16 protein-coding genes and 3 tRNA genes are annotated in these 21625 nt (G+C 65.0%); 14 read left to right on the top strand and 5 right to left on the bottom strand.

The window, feature by feature from the left end; translation table 11 throughout:
* The 3 genes from QPK27_RS12845 to QPK27_RS12835 all read left to right on the top strand — a co-directional run bounded on the left by QPK27_RS12845 (window position 1) and on the right by QPK27_RS12835 (window position 3694).
* Window positions 1-1206 (top strand): multifunctional CCA addition/repair protein, encoded by a 1206-nt coding sequence (locus QPK27_RS12845; protein ID WP_290418639.1) that lies wholly within the window; start codon window positions 1-3, stop codon window positions 1204-1206.
* A 184-nt stretch (window positions 1207-1390) separates the two neighbouring features.
* A complete protein-coding gene (locus tag QPK27_RS12840) occupies window positions 1391-3001 on the top strand; it encodes a diguanylate cyclase (RefSeq protein ID WP_290418638.1) in 1611 nt (536 codons plus the stop codon).
* Window positions 3002-3037: 36 nt separating this feature from the next.
* Window positions 3038-3694 (top strand): GNAT family N-acetyltransferase, encoded by a 657-nt coding sequence (locus QPK27_RS12835; protein WP_290418637.1) that lies wholly within the window; start codon window positions 3038-3040, stop codon window positions 3692-3694.
* A gap of 200 nt (window positions 3695-3894) precedes the next feature.
* Here QPK27_RS12835 and QPK27_RS12830 read toward each other — a convergent pair whose 3' ends face one another.
* A complete protein-coding gene (locus QPK27_RS12830) occupies window positions 3895-4404 on the bottom strand; it encodes an Lrp/AsnC family transcriptional regulator (protein ID WP_290418636.1) in 510 nt (169 codons plus the stop codon).
* Window positions 4405-4659: 255 nt separating this feature from the next.
* Between QPK27_RS12830 and QPK27_RS12825 the strand changes: the two genes are divergently transcribed.
* From QPK27_RS12825 to QPK27_RS12810, 4 genes are all read left to right on the top strand, one after another.
* Complete coding sequence (locus QPK27_RS12825; protein ID WP_290418635.1) at window positions 4660-8214, top strand: indolepyruvate ferredoxin oxidoreductase family protein; 3555 nt, start codon at window positions 4660-4662, stop codon at window positions 8212-8214.
* Between the two features lie 154 nt (window positions 8215-8368).
* Window positions 8369-9928 (top strand): S41 family peptidase, encoded by a 1560-nt coding sequence (locus QPK27_RS12820; RefSeq protein ID WP_290418634.1) that lies wholly within the window; start codon window positions 8369-8371, stop codon window positions 9926-9928.
* 94 nt (window positions 9929-10022) lie between these two features.
* Window positions 10023-11783: a M14 family metallopeptidase gene (locus QPK27_RS12815; protein WP_290418633.1), complete on the top strand. Its 1761-nt coding sequence runs from the start codon at window positions 10023-10025 to the stop codon at window positions 11781-11783.
* Window positions 11784-11789: 6 nt separating this feature from the next.
* Complete coding sequence (locus QPK27_RS12810; protein ID WP_290418632.1) at window positions 11790-12515, top strand: transglycosylase domain-containing protein; 726 nt, start codon at window positions 11790-11792, stop codon at window positions 12513-12515.
* 15 nt (window positions 12516-12530) lie between these two features.
* Here QPK27_RS12810 and QPK27_RS25480 read toward each other — a convergent pair whose 3' ends face one another.
* Genes QPK27_RS25480 through QPK27_RS12790 form a run of 4 tightly spaced genes read right to left on the bottom strand, consistent with a single transcriptional unit; the run spans window position 12531 to window position 15276 of the window.
* Entirely contained in the window at window positions 12531-13208 is a 678-nt protein-coding gene (locus QPK27_RS25480) for a phosphoglycerate mutase family protein (RefSeq protein ID WP_290418631.1), read from the bottom strand.
* A complete protein-coding gene (ttcA, locus tag QPK27_RS12800) occupies window positions 13163-14098 on the bottom strand; it encodes a tRNA 2-thiocytidine(32) synthetase TtcA (protein WP_374047060.1) in 936 nt (311 codons plus the stop codon). The genes QPK27_RS25480 and ttcA overlap by 46 nt, the downstream gene beginning before the upstream one ends.
* Window positions 14099-14101: 3 nt before the next feature.
* Window positions 14102-14485: a dihydroneopterin aldolase gene (locus QPK27_RS12795; RefSeq protein ID WP_290418630.1), complete on the bottom strand. Its 384-nt coding sequence runs from the start codon at window positions 14483-14485 to the stop codon at window positions 14102-14104.
* Window positions 14485-15276 (bottom strand): SDR family oxidoreductase, encoded by a 792-nt coding sequence (locus QPK27_RS12790; protein ID WP_290418629.1) that lies wholly within the window; start codon window positions 15274-15276, stop codon window positions 14485-14487. Before QPK27_RS12790 ends, QPK27_RS12795 begins: the two co-directional genes overlap by 1 nt.
* Window positions 15277-15338: 62 nt before the next feature.
* Here QPK27_RS12790 and QPK27_RS12785 point away from each other — a divergent pair, with 62 nt between their 5' ends.
* From QPK27_RS12785 to QPK27_RS12755, 7 genes are all read left to right on the top strand, one after another.
* Window positions 15339-16487 carry a class I SAM-dependent methyltransferase gene (locus tag QPK27_RS12785; RefSeq protein ID WP_290418628.1) on the top strand — a complete coding sequence of 383 codons (1149 nt, stop codon included), beginning with the start codon at window positions 15339-15341 and terminating at the stop codon, window positions 16485-16487.
* 143 nt (window positions 16488-16630) lie between these two features.
* On the top strand, window positions 16631-17659 hold the full coding sequence (locus QPK27_RS12780) for a J domain-containing protein (RefSeq protein ID WP_290418627.1): 1029 nt from the start codon (window positions 16631-16633) through the stop codon (window positions 17657-17659).
* A 152-nt stretch (window positions 17660-17811) separates the two neighbouring features.
* On the top strand, window positions 17812-19452 hold the full coding sequence (locus tag QPK27_RS12775; protein WP_290418626.1) for a tetratricopeptide repeat-containing response regulator: 1641 nt from the start codon (window positions 17812-17814) through the stop codon (window positions 19450-19452).
* A 21-nt stretch (window positions 19453-19473) separates the two neighbouring features.
* Entirely contained in the window at window positions 19474-21018 is a 1545-nt protein-coding gene (locus QPK27_RS12770; RefSeq protein WP_290418625.1) for an HDOD domain-containing protein, read from the top strand.
* A 180-nt stretch (window positions 21019-21198) separates the two neighbouring features.
* Window positions 21199-21283, top strand: a tRNA-Tyr gene (locus QPK27_RS12765).
* Window positions 21284-21321: 38 nt separating this feature from the next.
* Window positions 21322-21395, top strand: a tRNA-Gly gene (locus QPK27_RS12760).
* A gap of 33 nt (window positions 21396-21428) precedes the next feature.
* Window positions 21429-21503 (top strand) — tRNA-Thr (locus QPK27_RS12755).
* Window positions 21504-21625 lie beyond the last annotated feature (122 nt).

Below are 21625 nucleotides of genomic sequence, written 5' to 3'. Positions count from 1 at the left end.
ATGCGCAGTTATGTCGTAGGCGGCGCGGTGCGCGATGAAATGCTGGGCCTGCCCGTGCAGGACAAGGATCACGTGGTGGTTGGCGCCACTCCGCAACAGATGCTGGACGCGGGTTTCCGCGCGGTGGGCAAGGATTTTCCGGTGTTTTTGCATCCGAAGACGCACGAGGAATACGCACTGGCGCGCACCGAGCGCAAGACCGCGCCCGGCTACCACGGCTTCAGTTTCCACGCCGCGCCCGACGTCACGCTTGAGCAGGATCTGGTGCGGCGCGACCTGACCATCAATGCGATGGCGCTGGGCGACGACGGCGTCATCGTCGATCCTTATGGCGGCCGGAGCGACCTCGAGGCGCGCCTGTTCCGCCACGTGTCCGAGGCCTTCGCCGAAGACCCGGTGCGCATCCTGCGCATCGCCCGCTTCGCCGCGCGCCTTCCTGATTTTCGCGTTGCGGACGATACCAACGCCCTGATGAGAAAGATGGTCGACGATGGCGAAGTCGACGCCCTGGTGCCCGAGCGCGTCTGGCAGGAACTGGCGCGCGGCCTGATGGAGCGCCGTCCGTCGCGCATGCTGGCCGTGCTGCGCGACTGCGGCGCGCTGGCGCGCATCCTGCCCGAACTGGATGCGTTATGGGGCGTGCCGCAAGCGGCCGCGCACGATTCCGGGATCGACACCGGGACGCACGTGATGCGCGTGATCGATTACGCCGCAGAACAGGACTACGCGCTGGAAATCCGCTTCGCCGCCCTGATGCACAGCCTGGGCCGCGATGTCGAGGGCGTCACGCTGATCGGCGCCGTGTGCAAGCGCCTGAAGGTGCCGAACGAATGCCGCGACCTGGCCCTGATGACCGCGCGCGAGCACGGCGTCGTCAAGCGCGCCCTGGCGCTGGGCGACGAAGCGGTCGTCAGCCTGATCGAGCGCTGCGACGGCCTGCGCAAGCCCGAGCGCTTCGACCAGATGCTGCTGGCGGCCGAGTGCGATACATGCGGAGGCGGCGGCGACGGGCATGCGCTGCGCGTCGAACCGGGTCCGCAGCGCGTTTTCCTGCTCAAAGCGCTGAACGCGGCGCGCGGCGTGAATGCGGGCGAGATTGCCGGACGCCTGGCCGATCAGCGCGCAAGCATTCCCGAAGCAGTGCATCAGGCAAGGGTGGAGGCCGTGAAAGTGGCGTTGCAACTGGAGGAGCAGGGGACCGAATAAAGGCAGCATCCGGGCGTTGCATCGCAGCAGTCATGATATATAAGCCAACACGATTGATTTTACATCCATACAATTGTGACACTGTCATGGCTGCTTGTTACATGTAGTTACACGCTCCAACCAGACGCGCCCCAAGTTTTGTTATGCTTCGAGGAACCCTTTTTCGTTGCCTTGGAGAAAAACCATGTTCACCCCGCTGGCGCGGCGCATCTCGAACTGGAGTCATCGCCGACGTCTGTTGCTGGCGAGCCTGGCCGTCCTTGCGCTGGCCCTGATGCTGGCTTTTCTCTACATCCGCACCGAATCGGTCGACCCCGCCATCAGCAATCGCGTCACCCTCAACCTGCGCGAGCTGGAAAAGCTCGACGCCGAATGGGACGCCAACATCCTGCGCGCCCACATCGGCCGCCCCTCGCCCGACCCCAAGCTGACCGCCCAGCTGCCGCGCATGCGCGACCTGATGGAACGCTTGCGCGACGCCCTGCCGCGCGCCGAAGGCAGCGCCGCCCGGGCCGCCTTCGGCAATCTGGAAACCGCGCTGCGCAACAAGGAAATGCTGGTCGGCCAGTTTGCCGTCCACAATCCGCCGCTGCGCGCGGCGCTGCTGCACATGCCGCCGGCGGTGGCCGACCTCAAGACCGAGCTGAGCGGCATCGAAGGAGCGCTGGCGCCGGCGCGCATCGTGGTGCGGCTGGACACCACCCTCAACGCGCTGCTGACCGAGACCCTGCGTTACAACATCGCCCCGACGCCCAAACTGGCGGCCCGCATCGACGAGATCCTGGGCGACGTCGCCGCCCAGCAGATCGCCTTCTCTCCGGCCGTGATCGACAAGATGGATGCCGTGATCCACAGCTGCCGCGTGATCCTGGAAAAGCGTCCGCTGGAAAACATGCTGGAAGCGCAGATCGCCGCCACCGGCAGCGACGCCGCGCTGGAGCGCCTGGAGCGCGAGTTCGACCGCTCGTTCGACGCCGTGCTGCTGGAACGCCAGCGCTACCGCGGCTACCTGTTCGCGTATTCGGCCGTGCTGCTGGTGCTGCTGGCCTGGGCCGGCTGGCGCCTGCGCCGCAGCTACCGCATCATCGGCGAGGTCAATGCCAGCCTGCAGTCGGCCAACGAGACGCTGGAACACCGGGTTGCCGAACGCACCGCCGAACTGGAAGCGCAGTCGCGCCAGCTCGAACGCCTGGCCCAGCACGACAGCCTGACCGGCCTGATCAACTACCGCCAGATCACGCGCCTGCTGGAACGGGCGCTGGCGCGCGCCGATCGCCGCGACAGTGTGGTGGTGCTGATGTTCATCGACCTCGATGGTTTCAAAGCCGTGAACGACACCTGGGGCCATGCCACCGGCGACATGGTGCTGCAACTGGTCGCGCGCCGGGTGCAGGAGAAATTGCGCGCCGAAGACGCGCTGGCGCGCCTCGGCGGCGACGAATTCGTGATCATGCTCGAAGACGTGAACTCGCGCGACGGCGCCCTGCGCGTGGCGCGGCTGGCGCTGGAGCAGATCGAGTCGATCGTCGAAGCCGACGGCCATCCGGTCAGCATTTCCGCCAGCATCGGCATCGCCAGCGCACGCGGCCAGGCCGGCGCGGCGCGCGGGCAGGAAGCGCTGCTGGCCGACGCCGACAAGGCGATGTACGAAGCCAAACAGGCCGGCAAGGGGCGCTTCGTGGTCAGCCCGCAATCCCAATGGCTGGGACCGGCGCCGCGCGAACTGCCGCGGGAATTGCCGCGCACCATCGGCGCCGATACGGCGAATGGCGTGGACGCCGACCCGATCGGCTAGAATCGACCGGTTGCAGTGCACAACGAGGACGTGAACATGCTGGACAATCCACTACAGCGCTGGATCCAGGGCTTGCGCGGCAAGAAGGGCCAGGCCCCGATCCTGGTCAAGGAGCTCGGCGAGCGCGACCGCCGGCGCATCCTGCGCCACCTGCTGGCGCTGGACAGCGGCGACCGCCTGCTGCGCTTCGGCAGCATGGTGCCGGACGAGGGAATCACGGCCTATGTCGGCAAGATCGACTTCTCGCGCGACATCGTGTTCGGCGTAGTGAACAGCGTGTTCCAGCTGGTGGGCGTGGGCCACCTGGCGTTTGCGCCGTCGGACGGGAAGAAGACCGACAAGGAACAGATCGCCGAGTTCGGCGTGTCGGTCTCAAGCTCGGCGCGCGGGCAGGGCGTCGGTACCCGCCTGTTCCAGCGCGCCGCGATCCACTGCCGCAATTCGGACGTCGACACGCTGTACATGCAGTGCCTGACATCGAACCAGACCATGATGCACATCGCCAAGAAGGCCGGGATGCGCATCAAGCGCGAGTATGGCGAAGCCGACGCCCACCTCGAACTGCCGCCGCCCAGCCCGGGCAGCGTGATGGCCGAGGCGCTGGAGGAGCAGTTTGCGGTGATCGATTACACGGTCAAGGCGAATGCAAGGGCGGCAGTGAAGTTCTTTACGCCCAAGAAAACGCCGCGTTGATGCGCATCCATCGTGAACCTGAACTTCCCTTTGTTAACCCAAAAACCGTCGTTCCCGCGCAGGCGGGAACCTAAGTTTTACGCGTACCACTTAATCAAACTGAAGTAGTGCGCATGCAAACTTGGGTTCCCGCCTGCGCGGGAACGACGGTTTTCTGGCAAACAAGGAACGCGGGTTAGCGGCAGCCCATGGCCATCGCATCACACCAAGGGCATCGCCGTCGTTTCCTTGATCCGCTGCAGCGCAAAGCTCGACTTCACATCCAGCACCGCCGGATGCTTGAGCAGCGTGCCCATCATGAAGCGCGAGAAGTGGTCCATGTCTTCCACGTGCACCCGCAGCAGGAAATCCATCTCGCCGGTCATCGCATAGCACGCCACCACTTCCGGCCAGGTGCCCACCGACACCGCGAAATCGTTGCGCGGCGACGTCGCCGGCAAGCCCGGCGCGCGGCTGATGCTGGCCACCTCGCTATGCTTTTCCAGGCGTACGTTGACATACGCCAGCAGCCCGAGCCCGATCTTGTCCGGATCGAGCAGCGCCACGTACTGGCGGATCACGCCCGCTTCTTCCAGCCGCTTGATGCGGCGCAGGCAGGGCGATGGCGACAGGTTCACCCGCTCCGCCACATCCTGGTTCGACAGCCGGCCATCACTCTGCAGGATCTCCAGGATCTTGCGGTCGGTTTTATCCAGCTCAATTTTTGACATACACACCTCTGATTGCTCTTGCGTACCGCAATTTTATTGCGCAATTCAACGGGCGGGGGGAATTGATTGGAATTTAATGCTGGAGGCCCAGGACTATACTGGGTTCCTTACGGGAGGGGACTGACCAGGCCTGCCGTCAGCGCACAGAATCGGCTCGCCAGAAGCCGGCGGCGCGACGGCGCAGGATGGCAGATCGACAGGGAACGGCAATGTACCGCACCCAACCTTTCGCCACGAGGACATTGGAGACAAGCAATGAACGCACCCCTGGACCGTGCCCAGCTCGCGCTGCCCGAGCACGCCATTTCTTTGGATGACAAATGGACGCTGGAGCGCGGCCGCGCCTTCATGACCGGCACCCAGGCCCTGATCCGCCTGCCGATGCTGCAGCGCGAGCGCGACCTGAAGGCCGGCCTGAACACCGCCGGCTTCATCACCGGCTACCGCGGCTCGCCGGTCACCTCGGTCGACCAGACCGCGATGAAGGCCAAGAAGTATCTCGAAGAGCACCACGTCAAGTTCCACCCCGGCATGAACGAAGACCTGGCCGCGACCTCGGTCTGGGGCACCCAGCAAACCAACCTGTATCCGGACGCCAAGTACGACGGCGTGTTCGCCATGTGGTACGGCAAGGGCCCGGGCGTGGACCGCTGCGGCGACGTGTTCAAGCACGGCAACAACGCCGGCTCGTCGAAGCACGGCGGCGTGCTGGTGCTGGCCGGCGACGACCACGCGGCCAAATCCTCGTCCACCGCGCACCAGTCCGACCATATCCTGACCCACTGCGGCATCCCGGTGCTGTACCCGTCCTCGGTGCAGGAATACCTCGACTATGGCCTGCACGCCTGGGCCATGAGCCGCTACACCGGCCTGTGGGTGTCGATGAAGTGCGTCACCGACATCATCGAATCCGGCGCCGTGGTCGACCTCGATCCGAACCGGGTGCAGATCGTCACCCCGACCGACTTCGAAGTGCCGCAGGGCGGCCTGAATATCCGCTGGCCGGACGCCGTGCTGGATCAAGAAGTGCGGATGAGCAACTTCAAGTGGTATGCGGCGCTGGCCTATGCCCGCGCCAACAAACTGAACCGCATCATCTGGGACAGCCCGACGCCGAAGATCGGCATCATCACCGCCGGCAAGAGCTATGTCGACACGCGCCAGGCGCTGGCCGACCTCGGCATCGACGAGCAGGCCGCGCGCGACATCGGCCTGCGCCTTTACAAGGTCGGCATGACCTGGCCGCTCGAATCCGAAGGCGTGCACGAATTTGCCCGCGGCCTGGACGAGATCCTGGTGGTGGAAGAAAAGCGCCAGGTGATGGAATACGCGCTCAAGGAAGCGCTGTACAACCTGCCGGACGGCCAGCGCCCGCGCGTGGTCGGCAAATTCGACGACACCGGCGAGTGGAGCAACAAGGACCGCATGGGCCACGGCGACTGGCTGCTGCCGGCGACCTATGAGCTGAACCCGGCGCAGATTGCGCGCGCCATTGCCTCGCGCATCTCGCACTACTGCGCCGGCCATCCGGTGGCCGAACGGGTGCGCGAACGCATCGCCTTCCTCGAAGCCAAGGAACTGGTGCTGAAGAGCATCCCGGCCAAGCCGAACCCGGAAACGGATCGCATCCCGTACTTCTGCTCCGGCTGCCCGCACAACAGCTCGACCAAGGTGCCGGAAGGCTCGCGCGCCATGGCCGGCATCGGCTGCCACTACATGGTGTTGTGGATGGACCGCGAGACCTCGACCTTTACTCACATGGGAGCGGAAGGGACGACCTGGATCGGCCAGGCGCCGTTCACGAATGAAAAGCACGTGTTCGTCAACCTGGGCGACGGCACCTACTTCCACTCGGGCGCGCTGGCGATCCGCGCCTCGGTCGCGGCCAAGGTCAATATCACCTATAAAATCCTGTACAACGACGCGGTGGCGATGACCGGCGGCCAGAACGTCGACGGTCCGCTCGACCCGGGCATGATCAGCCGCCAGATCGCGGCCGAGGGCGTCAAGCCGATCATCGTCGTCACCGATGAGCCGGACAAATACCCAAGCGACTACAACTGGGCGCCGGGCACCACGGTGCGCCACCGTTCCGAACTGATGGACGTGCAGCGCGAGCTGCGCGAGATGCCGGGCGTGTCGGCCGTGATCTACGACCAGACCTGTGCTTCGGAAAAACGTCGCCGCCGCAAAAAGGGCGAATTCCCCGACCCGGCCAAGCGCGCCGTGATCAACGAAGCCGTGTGCGAAGGCTGCGGCGACTGTTCCGTGCAGTCGAACTGCCTCTCGGTCGAACCGCTGGAAACCGAACTGGGCCGCAAGCGCCAGATCAACCAGTCCTCGTGCAACAAGGACTTCTCGTGCGTGTCGGGCTTCTGCCCGAGCTTCGTCACGGTCGAAGGCGGCGCACTGAAGAAGCCGAAGAAGGCGGCCACGGCCGAAGCGGCGCCACCAGTGCTGCCTGAGCCACGCATTCCGTCGGTCGAGACCCCGTTCGGCATCCTGGTCGCCGGCGTCGGCGGCACCGGTGTGGTGACCGTGGGCCAGATCCTGGCCGTTGCTGCCCACGTGGAAGGCAAGGGCGCCGTCGTGCTCGACCAGAGCGGCCTGGCCCAGAAGGGCGGTCCGGTGATGTCGCACGTTCGCCTGGCCGAGCACCAGGCCGACCTGCATTCGACCCGCGTCGGCACCGGCAGCGCGGATCTCGTGATCGGCTGCGACCAGATCGTCACCGCCAGCCGCGACGCGCTGTCGCGCATGGGCGAGGGCCGCACCTGGGCCGCAGTCAACGCCACCGGCGCCACCACCGCCGCGTTCGTGAAGAACCCGGACTGGCAGTTCCCGGCCGAAGGTTCGCGCGGCGCCATCCTGCAAGCCTGCGGCGCCGATAACGTCGATTTCGTCGACGCCGGGAAAATCGCCACCGCGCTGATGGGCGACGCCATCGCTACCAATATGTTCATGCTCGGCTACGCCTTCCAGAAGGGCCACGTACCGCTGCACGAAGCGTCGTTGATGAAGGCGATCGAACTCAATGGCGTGTCGGTCGCGTTCAACAAGGCCGCCTTCAACTGGGGCCGCTCGGCCGCGCACGACCTGGCCGCGGTGACCAAGGTCGCGGCGCCGGCCAAGGTGATCGAGTTCAAGCGCACCCAGACGCTGGACGAGATCGTCAACCGCCGCGTCGAGCTGCTCACCGCTTACCAGAACGCCGCCTATGCCGTGCAGTACAAGGGTTTTGTCGACAGCGTGCGCGCCGAGGAAGCCAGGCTGGGCAAGGGCACGCGCCTGTCCGAAGCGGTGGCGCGCTACTTCTACAAGCTGATGGCGTACAAGGACGAGTATGAAGTCGCACGCCTGCACACCGATCCGGCCTTCCGCGACAAGATCGCCGGCATGTTCGAAGGCGACATCTCGATCAAGTTCCACCTGGCGCCGCCGCTGATGGCCAAGCACGACAAGCAGGGTCACGCGATCAAGCGCGAATACGGTCCGTGGATGATGAGCGCGTTCGGCATGCTGGCCAGGTTCAAGGGGCTGCGCGGCACGGCGTTCGATGTGTTCGGCTACACCGCCGAGCGCCGCACCGAGCGTGCCCTGATCGGGCAATACCGCGAGACGGTGGCGGCGCTGTTGCCGAAGCTGACGGCGGACAATCTGGCGCAGGCGGTGGCGATCGCCAGCATTCCGGAAGAGATCCGCGGCTACGGGCACGTCAAGGCGCGCCACCTGAAGGCGGCCAAGGAGAAGGAAGCGGGATTGGTGGCGGCGTTCCATGCGCCGGCCGGGGCGGCGCCACGCGCGGCGTAAAGAACGCGTCATCGTTCTTTCGGCGTGGCTTGAACGCGTTAACGGCATAGCCGTCCACGCGTTCTTGTCATCGCAATAATCTTCGTTGTGATCTAGCCGCAGTCGTGACATTCGGTTGTTCTTCGGCCGCTATTCCGCCTCTATAATTGGTCGGATGAGCTCGCCATTTCGCCCCTTTCGCCAGTCCTTCAGCGCCTTGGCCGCGCTGCTCGTTCTCGCCGGTTGCGGCGGCGGTGGCGGGTCGCCCGGCATCGGCGCCCGACCGCCGGCCGCACAGCAGCCGACTACACCGGCACCTGTCTCATCGCAGGCCACGCCGGAAGACCTGAACCCGAACCTGCTGTCGAACTCAGCCAGCTACGCCAACCTGTGCGCCAAGCCGCGCACCGGCGTCGACAGTAGCGGCCGCGCCTTCCCGGACCGTCAAGGCACGCTGCTCGACGAACTGAAATTCCTGCGCGCCTGGACCAACGAAAGCTATCTCTGGTACGACGAAGTGCCGAACACTTTCCGCATGGCCGATTTCAGCGATCCGGTGACCTATTTCAACGTGCTCAAGACGCCGGCCATCACCCCGTCCGGCCGCGCGCGGGACGAATACCATTTCACCTACCCCAGCGCCGAGTGGGACGCGATGCAGAACGAAGGCATCGACCTCGGCTACGGTATCACCTGGACACGCAACGCCAGCGCTACCGCGCCGCGCACCTGGCTGATCACCGCCGTCGAGCCGGGTTCGCCCGCCGCCGCGGCCGGCCTGCTGCGCGGCGACATGCTGGCGCAGGTCGACGGCGTCGACTTCGTCAATGCCAGCGATGCGGCGTCGGTGACGCGTATCAACGCCGGCCTGTTCCCCGACGCCGCCGGCAGCACGCACCGCTTCATGCTGCAGCGTAGCGGCGTACCCTACGAGGTCAGCATGACCGCATCGGAAGTGCGCGTGGCGCCGGTCAAGAACGTGAAAGTGATCGATACGCCGAGCGGCAAGGTCGGCTACCTGACCTTCGACACCCACAACGCGGTATCCGAAAAGCAGCTGATCGACGCCATCACCACGTTGCGCGACGCCGGCGTGAGCGACCTGGTGCTCGACGTGCGCTACAACGGCGGCGGCCTGCTGTACGTCGCCAGCGAACTGGCCTACATGATCGCCGGCCCCGCCAACACGGCCGGCAAGGTGTTCGAGCGCGCCCAGGTCAACAACAAGAGGCCGGCCGAGGACCCGATCCCGTTCCGCGCGACCGCCTACGGTTTCGACTCGCCCAATCCAGTACGCGCCGGCACGCCGCTGCCGACGCTGGGCCTGAAGCGGGTGACCGTGCTCAGCACGCAGGGCACCTGCTCGGCCAGCGAAGCCATCATCAACGGCCTGCGCGGCGCCGACGTCGAGGTGATCCAGATCGGCGGCGCTACCTGCGGCAAGCCATACGGCTTCACTCCGGTACCCAACTGCGGCACCACCTATTTCTCGATCGAGTTCAAGGGCGTCAACCATAAAGGCTTCGGTGACTTCGCCGACGGCTTCGCGCCGACCTGCACCGTGAGCGACGATCTGTCGCGTGCGGTGGGCGACCCGGCCGAAGGCTTGCTGGCGGCGGCGCTGGCCTACCGCAGCACCAATGCCTGCCCGACCTCGACGGGCCGCGCGCGCATGGTGCCGATGCAGATCGTCAGGCCGGAGGTGAAGGAGATTGCGATCCGCACGCGCAATTGAGCGAATGGCCGGCGGCAATGCACCGATAATTGCCGCACGAACAGGTCTATAATCTCCAGCTTTTGTCACCTCATCAATTGCCGGAGTTTCATCAATGATCCGTTCTGCATTACTGCTGGCCCTGCTGTCGGCTGTCCCCCTGTCCCACGCCGCCCCGAACCTGACCACCGTCTCCGAACGTTCCGGCTTCGAGGCCACCGGCCGCTACGATGAGGTGATCGCCCTGTGCGACGCTTTCCAGCAGGCCTACCCGAAACAGATCCGCTGCATCGACTTCGGCACCACCCCCGAAGGTCGTCCGATGAAGGCCCTCATCGCCAGCAACACCAATGCCTTCACGCCTGAAGAAGCACGCAAGCAGGGCCTGCCGGTCACCCTGATCCAGGGCGGCATCCACGCCGGTGAAATCGACGGCAAGGACGCCGGCTTCCTGGCCCTGCGTCAAGTGCTGGAAGGCAGCGCCGCCAAGGGCGCGCTCGACAAGCAGGTGTTCATCTTCGTCCCGGTGTTCAACGTCGACGGCCACGAGCGCTTCGGCAAGTGGAACCGCCCCAACCAGCGCGGCCCGGTCGAAATGGGCTGGCGCACCACCGCCCAGAACTTCAACCTCAACCGCGACTATCTGAAGGCCGACGCGCCCGAGATGCAGGCCATGCTGGGCCTGGTCAACGCCTGGGATCCGCTGACCTACGTCGACCTGCACGCCACCAACGGCGCCAAGTTCCAGCACGACATCTCGATCCAGGTCGAGCCGGTGTATTCGGGCGACGCCGACCTGCGCAAGGCCGGCCTGCTGCTCCGCACCAACGTCATCAAGGACATCGCGAAGGAGGGCTCGACGCCGCAGTCCTACTACATGTCGTTCGTCAAGCAGGACGACCCGATGTCCGGCTTCATGGACAGCGTGTCCGACCCGCGCTTCTCGACCGGCTACTTCCAGCTGCGCAATCGCATGGCGATGCTGGTCGAAACCCACTCGTGGAAAGAGTACCCGGTGCGCGTGCGCATCACCCGCAACACCGTGGTTTCGGTGCTGGACCAGGTGGCCAAGCATGGCAAACAATGGCAACAGGCCGCTTACGCGGCCGACGCCCGCGCCGCCAGGCTGGGCGACAAGCCGGTGGCGCTGACCTACCGCACCACCGACAAAACCCAGATGGTCGACTTCAACGGCTATGCCTACACCCGCAAGCCGTCCGAGATCTCGGGCGCCCTGATGACGCGCTACGACGAATCCAGGCCGCAGGTGTGGCACGTGCCGCTGCGCGAAGAAGTCGTGGCCGACCTGGAAGTCAAGGCGCCGCGCGCCGGCTACATTGTGCCGGCCGCGTATGCCGCGATCGTCGGCGAGAAGCTGCGCCAGCACGGCGTGGCGTTCCGCAAGCTGGACAAGGCAGTCGAGCGTCTTGATGCCCAGACCTTCCGCGCCGACAAGGCCACCTTCGGCGCCGGTACGCTCGAAGGCCACCAGCGTTTGACGCTGGAAGGCAAGTGGAAAGCCGAACCGCGCAAGGTCGCGGCCGGCGCCCTGTTCGTGCCGATCGCGCAGCCGAAGGCGCGCCTGGTGGTGGCGATGTTCGAGCCGCAGGCGCCGGACGCGCTGGTCGCCTGGGGCATGTTCAACACTGCCTTCGAGCGCAAGGAATACATGGAAGACTATGTGGCCGAAGACGTGGCGCGCGAGCAGCTCGCCAGCGACCCGGCGGTGGCCGCCGAATTCCAGCGCCTGCTGGATACGGATCCGGCGTTCGCCAGGAACCCGCAGGCGCGCCTGGCGTTCTTCGCCAAGCGCCATTCGTCCTTTGACGAGCGCCTGAACCTGTATCCGGTGCTGCGCACCGACGTGGCGCTGTAACACGCCATGCGGCGCCTGTTCGGCACACGGCCATCGGCGATGTCGCGCATGGCCGTGTGGCTGCGGCGGGCGCTGTGGTTGCCGTTGCTGCTCGCGGCGTATCTCTTGACTGCCGCAAGCTGGGCCTGGCTGAATGCGGATGCGCTACTGAAGCAGGTATCGGCCGAGAGCAGGACGCTGCTGACGGAGCGTCAGACGGCGATCCTGTTGCGGGTGGAGGATCCCAACTTCCTCACCCACTCCGGCCTGAGCGTGGCAAAGGGGCAGGGCCTGGCCACCATCTCGTCGGCGCTGGCACGCGACCTGTTCCTGTATGGCGAGCGGTTGGATGGCGCGGCCGGCGCGTTGCAGTCGCTGTATCGCGTCGTGTTCAACTGCTGCAAACGGATCGATCTCGGGCGCGACGTGATGGCGCTGGTCGTGGATGCGAAGCTATCCAAGGCGCAGCAGCTGGCGCTGTATGCCGGCTCGGTCTACATGGGCACGCACGACGGCGCGCAGGTACAGGGCTTGCCCGATGCCGCGCTACGCTACGTGGACAAGCCGCTGGCGCAGTTGAACGAACAGGAATTCATTGGGTTGGTGGCGATGATCAAGGCGCCCAACCAATATCACCCTTCAAAGGCGCCTGTCGAACATGCACGCCGTGCCGCACGGATCGCCGCGCTGGTGGCAGGGCAGTGCCAGCCGGACGGTTGGCTCGATACCTCGTTCGACAGCTGCGAGCGCTGACCGCCGCTCGTCTGCTTATTGCTGCGGCGTCGCCGGCAGCGACGTCAGCAGCACCGTCGTCACCTTTCCATCCGCGCCATTGATCAGCTGATACAGCCGGTCATATTCATCGTCCGCGATCTCCGCGCCGGGCGCGCCGCCGAACAGGGTCACCAGCTCGGACAGCGTGTTCGAGTGGCCGACCACCAGCACCGCACCGCGCAGCGCTTTCACTTTCTCGACCAATACCTTCGGCGTCTCCGCCGCGTACTGTTGTACCGGCAGCTTGAGGCGCTGCGCCAGTGGCTGCGCGGTCTGCAGCGTACGCGTGGTCGGTGTGCTGAAGATGGCCTGGATGCCGGCACGGTGCAGCGTCGTGGCGATGTTTTGCGCGCGCAGTTGGCCTTGCGCTATCAACTCTGGGTCTGTGCCGACAGCCTTTTCTCCATGGCGAACCAGGTAGATCATGCTCGGCTGCGCCATTGCGGCGCAGGGCAACAAGACGGCAAGGGCAAGGGACAGTTGTCGCAATACACGGAATGGCTGGCGCATCTTTGTCGCTACGGCAAATGTAAGGAAACGGCAGCGTACCACGGCCGCACCGCGCGGCAGGCGAAAAAAAGCAGGGCCACCTGGCCCTGCCTTTTCATCAATGCCGGTCGTGTCGATTAAAGCTGCGTCAACGAAATCGTATTGCTGGTCGGCGTCGAGCACGGTTCTTCATCGAACGCGATATCGCCCAGCGGATTGGGCACGCCATCGGTTTTCAGGCCCACGAAGCCGAACAGATCCCGATCCTGCAAGTGCGACGGCACCACGGTCGACAGCGACGAGAACACATTCTCGACGCGGCCCGGATGCTTCTTCTCCCACTCGCGCAGCATGGCCTTGATTTGCTTCCTCTGCAGATTTTCCTGCGAGCCGCACAGGTCACACGGAATGATCGGGAACCCTTTTACTTCCGCATAGCGCTCGGTATCCGCTTCCTTCACGTAGGCCAGCGGACGAATCACCATGTGCTTGCCATCGTCCGACACCAGCTTGGCCGGCATCCCCTTCAGCTTCCCGCCGAAGAACATGTTCAGGAAGAAGGTCTCGAGGATGTCGTCGCGATGGTGGCCCAGCGCGATCTTGTTGCAGCCCAGCTCGTCGGCCACGCGATACAGGATGCCACGGCGCAGGCGCGAGCACAGCGAACAGGTGGTCTTGCCTTCCGGGATCAGGCGCTTGACGATGCTGTAAGTGTCCTGGTTCTCGATGTGGTACGGCACGCCCAGTTTATCGAGGTAGGCCGGCAGCACTTCCGGCGGGAAGTTGGGCTGCTTCTGGTCCAGGTTCACCGCGACGATGTCGAAGTGGATCGGCGCGCGTTCGCGCAGCGTCATCAGGATGTCGAGCAGGGCGTAGCTGTCCTTGCCGCCGGACAGGCAGACCATCACCTTGTCGCCGTCTTCGATCATGTTGAAGTCGCCGATCGCCTGGCCCACCAGGCGGCACAGGCGCTTGTGCAGCTTGTTGTTTTCGTGCGCGATCTTTTCAAGACGCTTGGCGGACACCTCGTCGGAGGCCGGCTGTTCCAGGTTTTCCGTGGTCATGCTGTTCATAAATTACTCTTTGAATTTGAATACTTCGACGCCGGCGGACAGGCAATCCGGATACACCTCGCGCTTTTCGGTCATCACGCGCGCGGCCACTACTTTCGGATGCGCCAGCACCAGGTTGACGATGGCGTCGCACAGGGTTTCCTGCAGATTGATGTGGCCGCGGCTGATGATGTCCTGGATGCCGGGACGCACGAAGTCGTGGTTGACGATTTCGTCCAGGTCGTCCGAAATCGGGGTGTTCCACTCCAGCGGCACCCAGAACTCGATGTTCACGACGACGTGTTGCGACTTGTTCTTTTCGTGGGAATAGGCGCCGATCTCCATGTCCAGGCGGTAATCGCGGATGAAGAGGCGGCGGCAGTGTTCCAGGCGCGGGTGAATGAACATTAGGTATTCCTGTTGATGAGGCTGAAATCGCGGGACATGGGCATCAGGTGCTGGCCGCCATCGACCAGCAGCGTGGTGCCGGTCAATGCCCGGTTGCTTGCGGCAAACACAACGGCCTGCGCCACCTCGTCCGGCCGGCTCGACTCTCCGAGCGGCGACAGCGCGTGGGTGGCGCAGAATTGTTCTTCGGTCTGCAAATGGCTGATCAATGTCAGCCCCGGCGCCACGCCGACCAGGCGCACGCGCGGCGCCAGCGCTTGCGCCAGCATGGTGGTGGCGCTTTCCAGCGCCGCTTTCGAGAGGGTGTACGACAGGAAGTCGGGGTTCAGGTTGTACAGCTTCTGGTCGAGCAGGTTGATCACCACCGACTGCTCGCCCTCGGGCGTCGCCTCGTATAGCGCTTGCGCCAGCAGGACCGGCGCCGCCAGGTTGATGTGCATGTGGCGGTCCAGGCGCGCGTGCGAGAAATCGAGAGCGGCATCATAATCGAAAAGCGAGGCGTTGTTGACGACGCAGCTGACCCGCCCCAATAAAGTGTTCGCTTCTGGCAACAAGCGGCGCACGGCGGCCTCGTCGGCCAGCTCGCACTGCAGGGCGCAGGCGCGCCGGCCCAGGGCCTGGATCTCGGCCACGGTGCGTTCGGCGTCATCGCGCGAGGCGCCATAGTGGACCACGATGTCCCAGCCGGCCGCGGCCAGTTCGAGCGCGATGCTGCGTCCCAGCCGCTTGGCGGCGCCGGTGACCAGCGCGACTTTGGCGACTTTGGAGGATGTGGAAGAGGTTGTGCTCATCAATGTTGGCGCGCCATCGGTAGAATGGCGGTTTGCCCTTGGTTCTTCATTAAAATAACGCGATGTCCCTGCCCGTACCCGACCCCGACGCGCTCGCCGCGTCCCAAGCCCTGCAACGCCTGATCGCCGCCGAGATTGAACAACAAGGCGGCAGCATCGCGTTTTCGCGGTTCATGGAACTGGCGCTGTATGCGCCCAGGCTCGGGTATTACAGTGGCGGCGCGTCCAAGCTCGGCGCGGCGGGCGACTTCACCACCGCGCCCGAGATCACGCCGCTGTTCGGCGCGACCCTGGCGCGCGTGGCAGCCGCTATTATCGCCCAAAGCGCGCCCGACATCATCGAGTTCGGCGCCGGCACCGGCCGCCTGGCGCGCGACGTCATCACCGCGCTGGAGAAGCAGGGCGTGGGGCTGAACTCGTACACCATCATCGAACTGTCGGGCGAACTGCGCGCGCGCCAGCAGGAAGCGCTGGCCGACTTGCCGCAGGTGCGCTGGCTGGACGCGATGCCGGAAATCTTCAGCGGCGTGGTGCTGGCCAACGAGGTGCTGGACGCCATGCCGGTCGAGCTGGTCATCCGCACGGCCGGCGGCTGGATGCGCCAGATGGTCACCGTCGACAACGGCGCGTTCGCCTTCGTGCAGGAAGCCCTTGGCCCCGAGCTGCACGAACAATTGATTCGTCAAGTGCCCGAGCACCAGCACATGTTGGAAGGCTATGTCACCGAGCTGCATCCGGTCGGCACCGGCTTCATGGGTTCGCTGGCGCAGATGTTCGCCGGCGGGCGCGGCGCCGCCATCCTGCTCGACTACGGCTTCCCGGCCCACGAGTACTACCTCGACCAGCGCCTTGGCGGCACCCTGATGTGCCACTACCGCCATCATGCCCACCCGGATCCGTTTTATTTGCCGGGCCTGCAGGACATCACGGCCCACGTCGACTTCACGGCGATGGCGCTGGCGGCCCAGGATGCCGGCCTGCCGGTGCTGGGCTACATGAGCCAGGCCGCCTTCCTGCTCGGCGCCGGCATTGGCGAACTGTTGCTGGAATACGACCCTGAACAAGCGATTTCGTATCTACCCCATTCCAGGGCAGTGCAAAAGCTGGTCTCTCCTGCTGAAATGGGGGAGTTGTTCAAGGTGCTGATAGTTGGTAAAGATGTGCAATTGCCCGATGCAATCGTGCGCGCGGACCGCAGCCACAGGTTGTAGACTATTTGTCATCTTGCACAGCGGACACAAATCCGGCTAAGCTGTGAGACTGGACGGTCAGATATTCTCCGCGCCTGATGGGCAACCAGAATCGGCTGAGGACAATGACGGCGGCAGGCACGAGCGGGCAGACTTGACACACCATGGCCAAGATTCACACACACTATGACAACCTGAAGGTGTCGCGTCATGCGCCGCAGGAAGTGATTCGTGCATCCTACAAGGCCCTGAGCCAGAAATACCATCCCGACAAGAATCCGGGCGACGAAAAGGCCGCCCGTATCATGGCGATCGTCAATACCGCCTACAACATCCTGTCCGACCCGATCCGGCGCAAGGAGCACGACGACTGGATCGCGTCCGAGGAATGGGAAGTCGAGTGGGTGGAAAGCTCCAACGCCAAGGACGGCGCGCCGAAAAAGGGCCCGGAAGCGGCCTGGGAAGCCCAGCCGCCGCCGCGCCCGCGCCGTGCCCGCCTGGCGCGCGATTCGCGCTGGTGGCTGGGCCTGATGGGCGCCTTCATCGCCGGGGCGTCGGTGGCGGTGATGGTCGGCGAACAGCCACAGATGCTGCCCAGCGCCCTGGCCTGGAGCGGCCTGGACAAGGCGGAGGCGAAGCCGGTTGCCAAGGCGGATGCACTCAGCGTCGCCCATGCCGACGAGCCCGGCCGCGACGCCAGCACCGACGGCTGGGCCAGGCGCAGCGGCGCCGGCGCCAACAGCGCTGCAGGCACCGGCTCGGCGCTCGGCGTCAAGGAACCGCCGCCCGAGGTGCGCGCGTTGGCCGTCACCCAGCTGGTGGTGCCGGAACATGCGCCCGACTGCGGCACCGACCTGCACACCCTGAGCGCACCCAGCGGCGACCCGTGGCCGGTCGAATCGAGCTACCTGCCCGGCTACCCGGTCGGCAACGACGGCACCGAGATGCAGGTGCTGATCGACAATAGCGCGAACGCCTCTCCGGTGTTCGTCAAGCTGTACGACCTTGACCGCCGCTCGAACGTGCGCCACGCCTACGTGCAGTCGCGCTCGACCTTCAATATCGACAAGCTGGCCGCGGGCAAGTACGAAGTGCGTTACCAGAACATCATCGTCGGCGCCAATAAATCGGACTGCGACGCCAACCGCCGCACCGCCCTGTACCAGGCCACCGCGCCGACGCCGGAAGCCTGAAAACCGGCCCCGGCCCACTGCGCTGTCGTTTTTTGACCGCATCGCTCGCTACGGCGCCGCGTCTTTACCCGATTTAGCTTAATTTATTTCCCGGTCGTAATATACTGATCCGACGCCACGCGCCCGTGCCGCCACGGCTTATACGGATAACAATGAACGAACTGGAAGGCCTGTCGGCCCTGATCATCGAGCCCCACGCCGGGATGCGGGCCAGCATCCACAGCATGCTCACCTTGTGCGGCATTACCCGGATCGAGCACGCCAGCACCTCGAACCAGGCCGTCAAGCACCTGACCCTGCGTTCGTTCGACCTGATCCTGTGCGAGTACGACCTGGAAGGCGGCCAGGACGGCCAGCAATTGCTGGAAGACCTGCGTCATCACAAGCTGATGCCGCTCGCCACCATGTTCTTCATGGTCACCGCCGAAGGCAACCACAGCAAGGTGGTCAGCGCCGCCGAACTCGCGCCCACCGACTATGTCCTGAAACCGTTCACCGCCGAGCGCCTGCTGGAACGCATCGCGCGCGCGCTCGACAAGCGCAATGCCTTCCTGCCGGTCTATACCCTGATGGAAGCGGGCGACCAGCACGAAGCGATCCAGGCCTGCATCGACGGCCAGCGCCTGCACACGCGTTACGCGATCGACTTCCTGCGCCTGCGCGCCGAGCTGCACATGTTCCTGGGCGAAGCCGAACAGGCCGAGCCGATCTACCGCGAGCTGGTCGAGATCAAGGCCATCGCCTGGGCACGTTTAGGCCTGGCCAAGACGCTATTCCTGCGCAAGCGCTACGCCGAGACGCGCGACATCCTGGAAGACCTGGTCGACAGTAACCGCAACTTCGTCGACGCCTATGACTGGCTGGCGCGCACCCATGCCGCCGCCGGCGAACTCGACAAGTCGCAGGCTGTGCTGAGCGAAGCGGTGGCGGTGTCGCCGCACGCGGTGCGGCGCCTGCGCACGCTGGCCGACACCGCCTTCGAGGCGGGCGACGTCGACACCGCCGAAAAAGCCTTGCGCCAGGTGGTGGGCAAGGCCAAGTATTCGGAATTCCGCGATCCCGAAGACCATGTGAAACTGGTGCGCGCGCTGGTGACCAAGGGCGACCCGGTGTCGGCCGCCACCGTGGTGCGCGATCTCGAGCGCTCGATGGGCGGACGCACGAATATCGGGTTGTGCAGCGCAATCGCCTCGGCCCTGGTGCACGAATACACCGGAAACGAAGTGCGCCTGGGCGAGTCGCTCACAAGCGCGCTGGCCGCCTGCAAGGATGCGCCGGGACTGTCGTCCGAGCTCAAGCTGGAGCTGGCGCGCAGCTGTCTCGACAACGGCATGGAAGAGGGCGCCACCGGCATCGTGCGCGACGTGATGCGCAACGCTGCCAACGACGCCGCGCTGAACCGCGCCATGGGCGTGATGGAGAAAGCCGGGCGCGGCGAACTGGCGCGCGAGCTGGCCCAGCAGAGCCGCCAGCACGTGGTCGACCTGGTCGCCGACGGCGCTGCGCGCGCCAAGAACGGCGACTACCAGGGCGCGGTCAAGCTGATGCTGGCGGCGGCGGAGAAATTGCCGAACAACCCGGCGGTGGCGTTCAACGCCGCGCTGGCTACCTTGCGTTGCCTCGAACACCTGGGCTGGGACGACCGTCTCGGCCAGCAGGCGATCGGCCTGATCGGCAACGTGCGCAAGCTCGACCCCCTCAATCCGAAACTGCCTCCCATGACCGCGCTGCACCAGCAGATCCTCAAGCGCTATGGCAAGGGCGGCGCGGCGCGCCCGCGCAAGGCAAGCTGACCTGACCAGGCTGAACCCATCATGGCGGACATTCCCCAGGACGGCGCCGCGCGCCGCGTGCGCCCTGCCTTGCTGCGCAAGGTGGCCGGCAACGACGCCATGTTCGCGCTCGGCACCGCGGTCGCGCGCGTGATCGAGATGACCTCGTCCAGCGACCGCGGCACGCAAGACCTGGCGCTGCACGTGATGTCCGACCTGGCCCTGACCCAGCGTATCCTGCGCCTTTCGAACGCAGTGCAATACCGCAGCGCCGGCGGCAGCCAGGTGACCACTGTCTCGCGCGCGATTTCCCTGCTCGGCTTCGACAATGTGCGCAGCGCCGCGCTGGCCATGCTGCTGGTCGATGCGCTCGACGGCGGCCAGCAGGACGCCGCCGTGCGCGCCGAGCTGGAAGCGGCCCTGTGCGCCAGCATGGTGGGACGCGAGATGGCGCGCATCAGCCCGTACAAGGGCGGCGAGGAAGCGTCGATCTGCTGCCTGTTCAAGAACCTGGGGCCGCTGCTCGTCGCCAGCCACGAATACGAGCGCTACCGCGAGATCGCGGCGCTGGTGGCGGCCGACAAGTACACGCCGGCGCAGGCCTCGCAACTGATCCTGGGCTGCAGCTATGCGGCATTGGCCGAAGCGGTGCTGGTCGAGTGGGACATTCCCGAGCTGATCGTGCGCGCCCAGGCCGCGCTGGCGCCGGGCCCGCTGCCGGTGGCGCAGGACCGCAGCGAATGGATGTGCCAGGTAGCCTCGTTCGGCCTCGACATCGCGCGCCTGATGGGGCGCAGCCACGAGCCGGCGCTGTCGCCCGAGGTGGCTGCGCTGCTGGAGCGCTACGGCGCAGCGCTGGAGCTCGATCAAGAGGCGATCGAGACCCTGTTCGGCACGGTGCAGGAAGGCATGACCGCCATGCTGCAGAGTTTGAGCTTCGAGCGGGCGCCGAAGAGCGACACGCCGCCGGCGGACGGCTTGCCGGGCGTGCTGATGCTGGCTTCGCTCGACGCCGGCGCCGACGACGAGGATGAGTATCACCCCAGCGGCAAACCGAAGAACGCGGCCGAGCGGCTGCTGGCCGGGCTGCAGGAAGTCACGCTGCTGCGCGGCTCCGGTCAGGCCGCGATGCACGAGGTGGCGATGGCGGCCCTGTCCACGCTGCACGGCGCCATGCGATTCCGCTTCTCCACGCTATGCCTGCGCGACGCACGCAGCAGCCAGTACCGGGCGCGCGCAGCACTGGGCGAGGGCGCAGGGGGCGAAGTAGCAGCGCTGCAGGCCGGCTTCGCGTTTCCCGCAGCCAGCCGGCGCGACCTGTTCCACCTGGCGCTGCAAAACGACGTCGACATGATGATCGCCGACGCTTTCAGCCCCAAGATCCGCGACTTGCTGCCGGCCTGGTACAAGACCCTGCTGCCGGACGCCGAGAGCTTCATCGTGCTGCCCTTGGTAGTGAACAAGGTGCAGCTGGGCCTGTTCTACGCCGACCGCATCGTACCGGCGCCGGAAGGCGTGCCATCAGATGAGACCGCGTTGATCAAGGCGCTCAAGGCACAGGTGCTGGCGGCGCTGGCACCTGCCTGAGCCCGCGTTTGGCGGTGGGGATTAAATATTTTCATGCCATGCAAAAATCACCCTTGCAGCTTTACAGTCGGCCCGTTACAATCACGCCCCGAAGCAACGCTGTCAGGCGAAGTAGAAAATCTTCTACCAAAACCTGATTGACAGTACGTTGAGCTTGCTTCATACTCTGCGGTTCTTCGCGGTGGGGTGGCCGAGTGGTTAAAGGCAGCAGACTGTAAATCTGCCCTCTCTGAGTACGCTGGTTCGAATCCAGCCCCCACCACCAAAAAGAAGATCTGTGAAGTCGGATAGAAGTTGTACCTCGCGGGTGTAGCTCAATGGTAGAGCAGAAGCCTTCCAAGCTTACGACGAGGGTTCGATTCCCTTCACCCGCTCCAGTTAGTGCGGTGGTTTCTACATCGCAAAAATCAGCCCTTGTAGCTCAGTGGTAGAGCACTCCCTTGGTAAGGGAGAGGCCACGTGTTCAATCCACGTCAAGGGCACCAGAATTTTGGTTGGCAGTCGTAGCACTCGCCCGTCAGGTGTGCCTGGTAATTCCCAAAAATATCGTTAGATCTTAGGAGTCTGAAATGGCAAAAGGTAAATTCGAACGGACCAAGCCGCACGT

The sequence above is a fragment of the Massilia sp. YIM B02443 genome (assembly GCF_030411955.1).
Taxonomy (GTDB): Bacteria; Pseudomonadota; Gammaproteobacteria; order Burkholderiales; family Burkholderiaceae_D; genus Telluria.
The sequence above is the reverse complement of the archived record's forward strand: the minus strand, read 5'-3'. Positions and strand labels throughout refer to the sequence as shown.

Coding starts and splice junctions, on each gene's coding strand:
- QPK27_RS12780 (WP_290418627.1), top strand. CDS start 16,631: ATGGCCAAGATTCACACACACTATGACAACCTGAAGGTGTCGCGTCAT.
- ttcA (WP_374047060.1), bottom strand. CDS start 14,098: ATGAACAGCATGACCACGGAAAACCTGGAACAGCCGGCCTCCGACGAG.
- QPK27_RS12795 (WP_290418630.1), bottom strand. CDS start 14,485: ATGTTCATTCACCCGCGCCTGGAACACTGCCGCCGCCTCTTCATCCGC.
- QPK27_RS12810 (WP_290418632.1), top strand. CDS start 11,790: ATGCGGCGCCTGTTCGGCACACGGCCATCGGCGATGTCGCGCATGGCC.
- QPK27_RS12840 (WP_290418638.1), top strand. CDS start 1,391: ATGTTCACCCCGCTGGCGCGGCGCATCTCGAACTGGAGTCATCGCCGA.
- QPK27_RS12845 (WP_290418639.1), top strand. CDS start 1: ATGCGCAGTTATGTCGTAGGCGGCGCGGTGCGCGATGAAATGCTGGGC.
- QPK27_RS12825 (WP_290418635.1), top strand. CDS start 4,660: ATGAACGCACCCCTGGACCGTGCCCAGCTCGCGCTGCCCGAGCACGCC.
- QPK27_RS12815 (WP_290418633.1), top strand. CDS start 10,023: ATGATCCGTTCTGCATTACTGCTGGCCCTGCTGTCGGCTGTCCCCCTG.
- QPK27_RS12785 (WP_290418628.1), top strand. CDS start 15,339: ATGTCCCTGCCCGTACCCGACCCCGACGCGCTCGCCGCGTCCCAAGCC.
- QPK27_RS12835 (WP_290418637.1), top strand. CDS start 3,038: ATGCTGGACAATCCACTACAGCGCTGGATCCAGGGCTTGCGCGGCAAG.
- QPK27_RS12830 (WP_290418636.1), bottom strand. CDS start 4,404: ATGTCAAAAATTGAGCTGGATAAAACCGACCGCAAGATCCTGGAGATC.
- QPK27_RS12790 (WP_290418629.1), bottom strand. CDS start 15,276: ATGAGCACAACCTCTTCCACATCCTCCAAAGTCGCCAAAGTCGCGCTG.
- QPK27_RS12820 (WP_290418634.1), top strand. CDS start 8,369: ATGAGCTCGCCATTTCGCCCCTTTCGCCAGTCCTTCAGCGCCTTGGCC.
- QPK27_RS12770 (WP_290418625.1), top strand. CDS start 19,474: ATGGCGGACATTCCCCAGGACGGCGCCGCGCGCCGCGTGCGCCCTGCC.
- QPK27_RS12775 (WP_290418626.1), top strand. CDS start 17,812: ATGAACGAACTGGAAGGCCTGTCGGCCCTGATCATCGAGCCCCACGCC.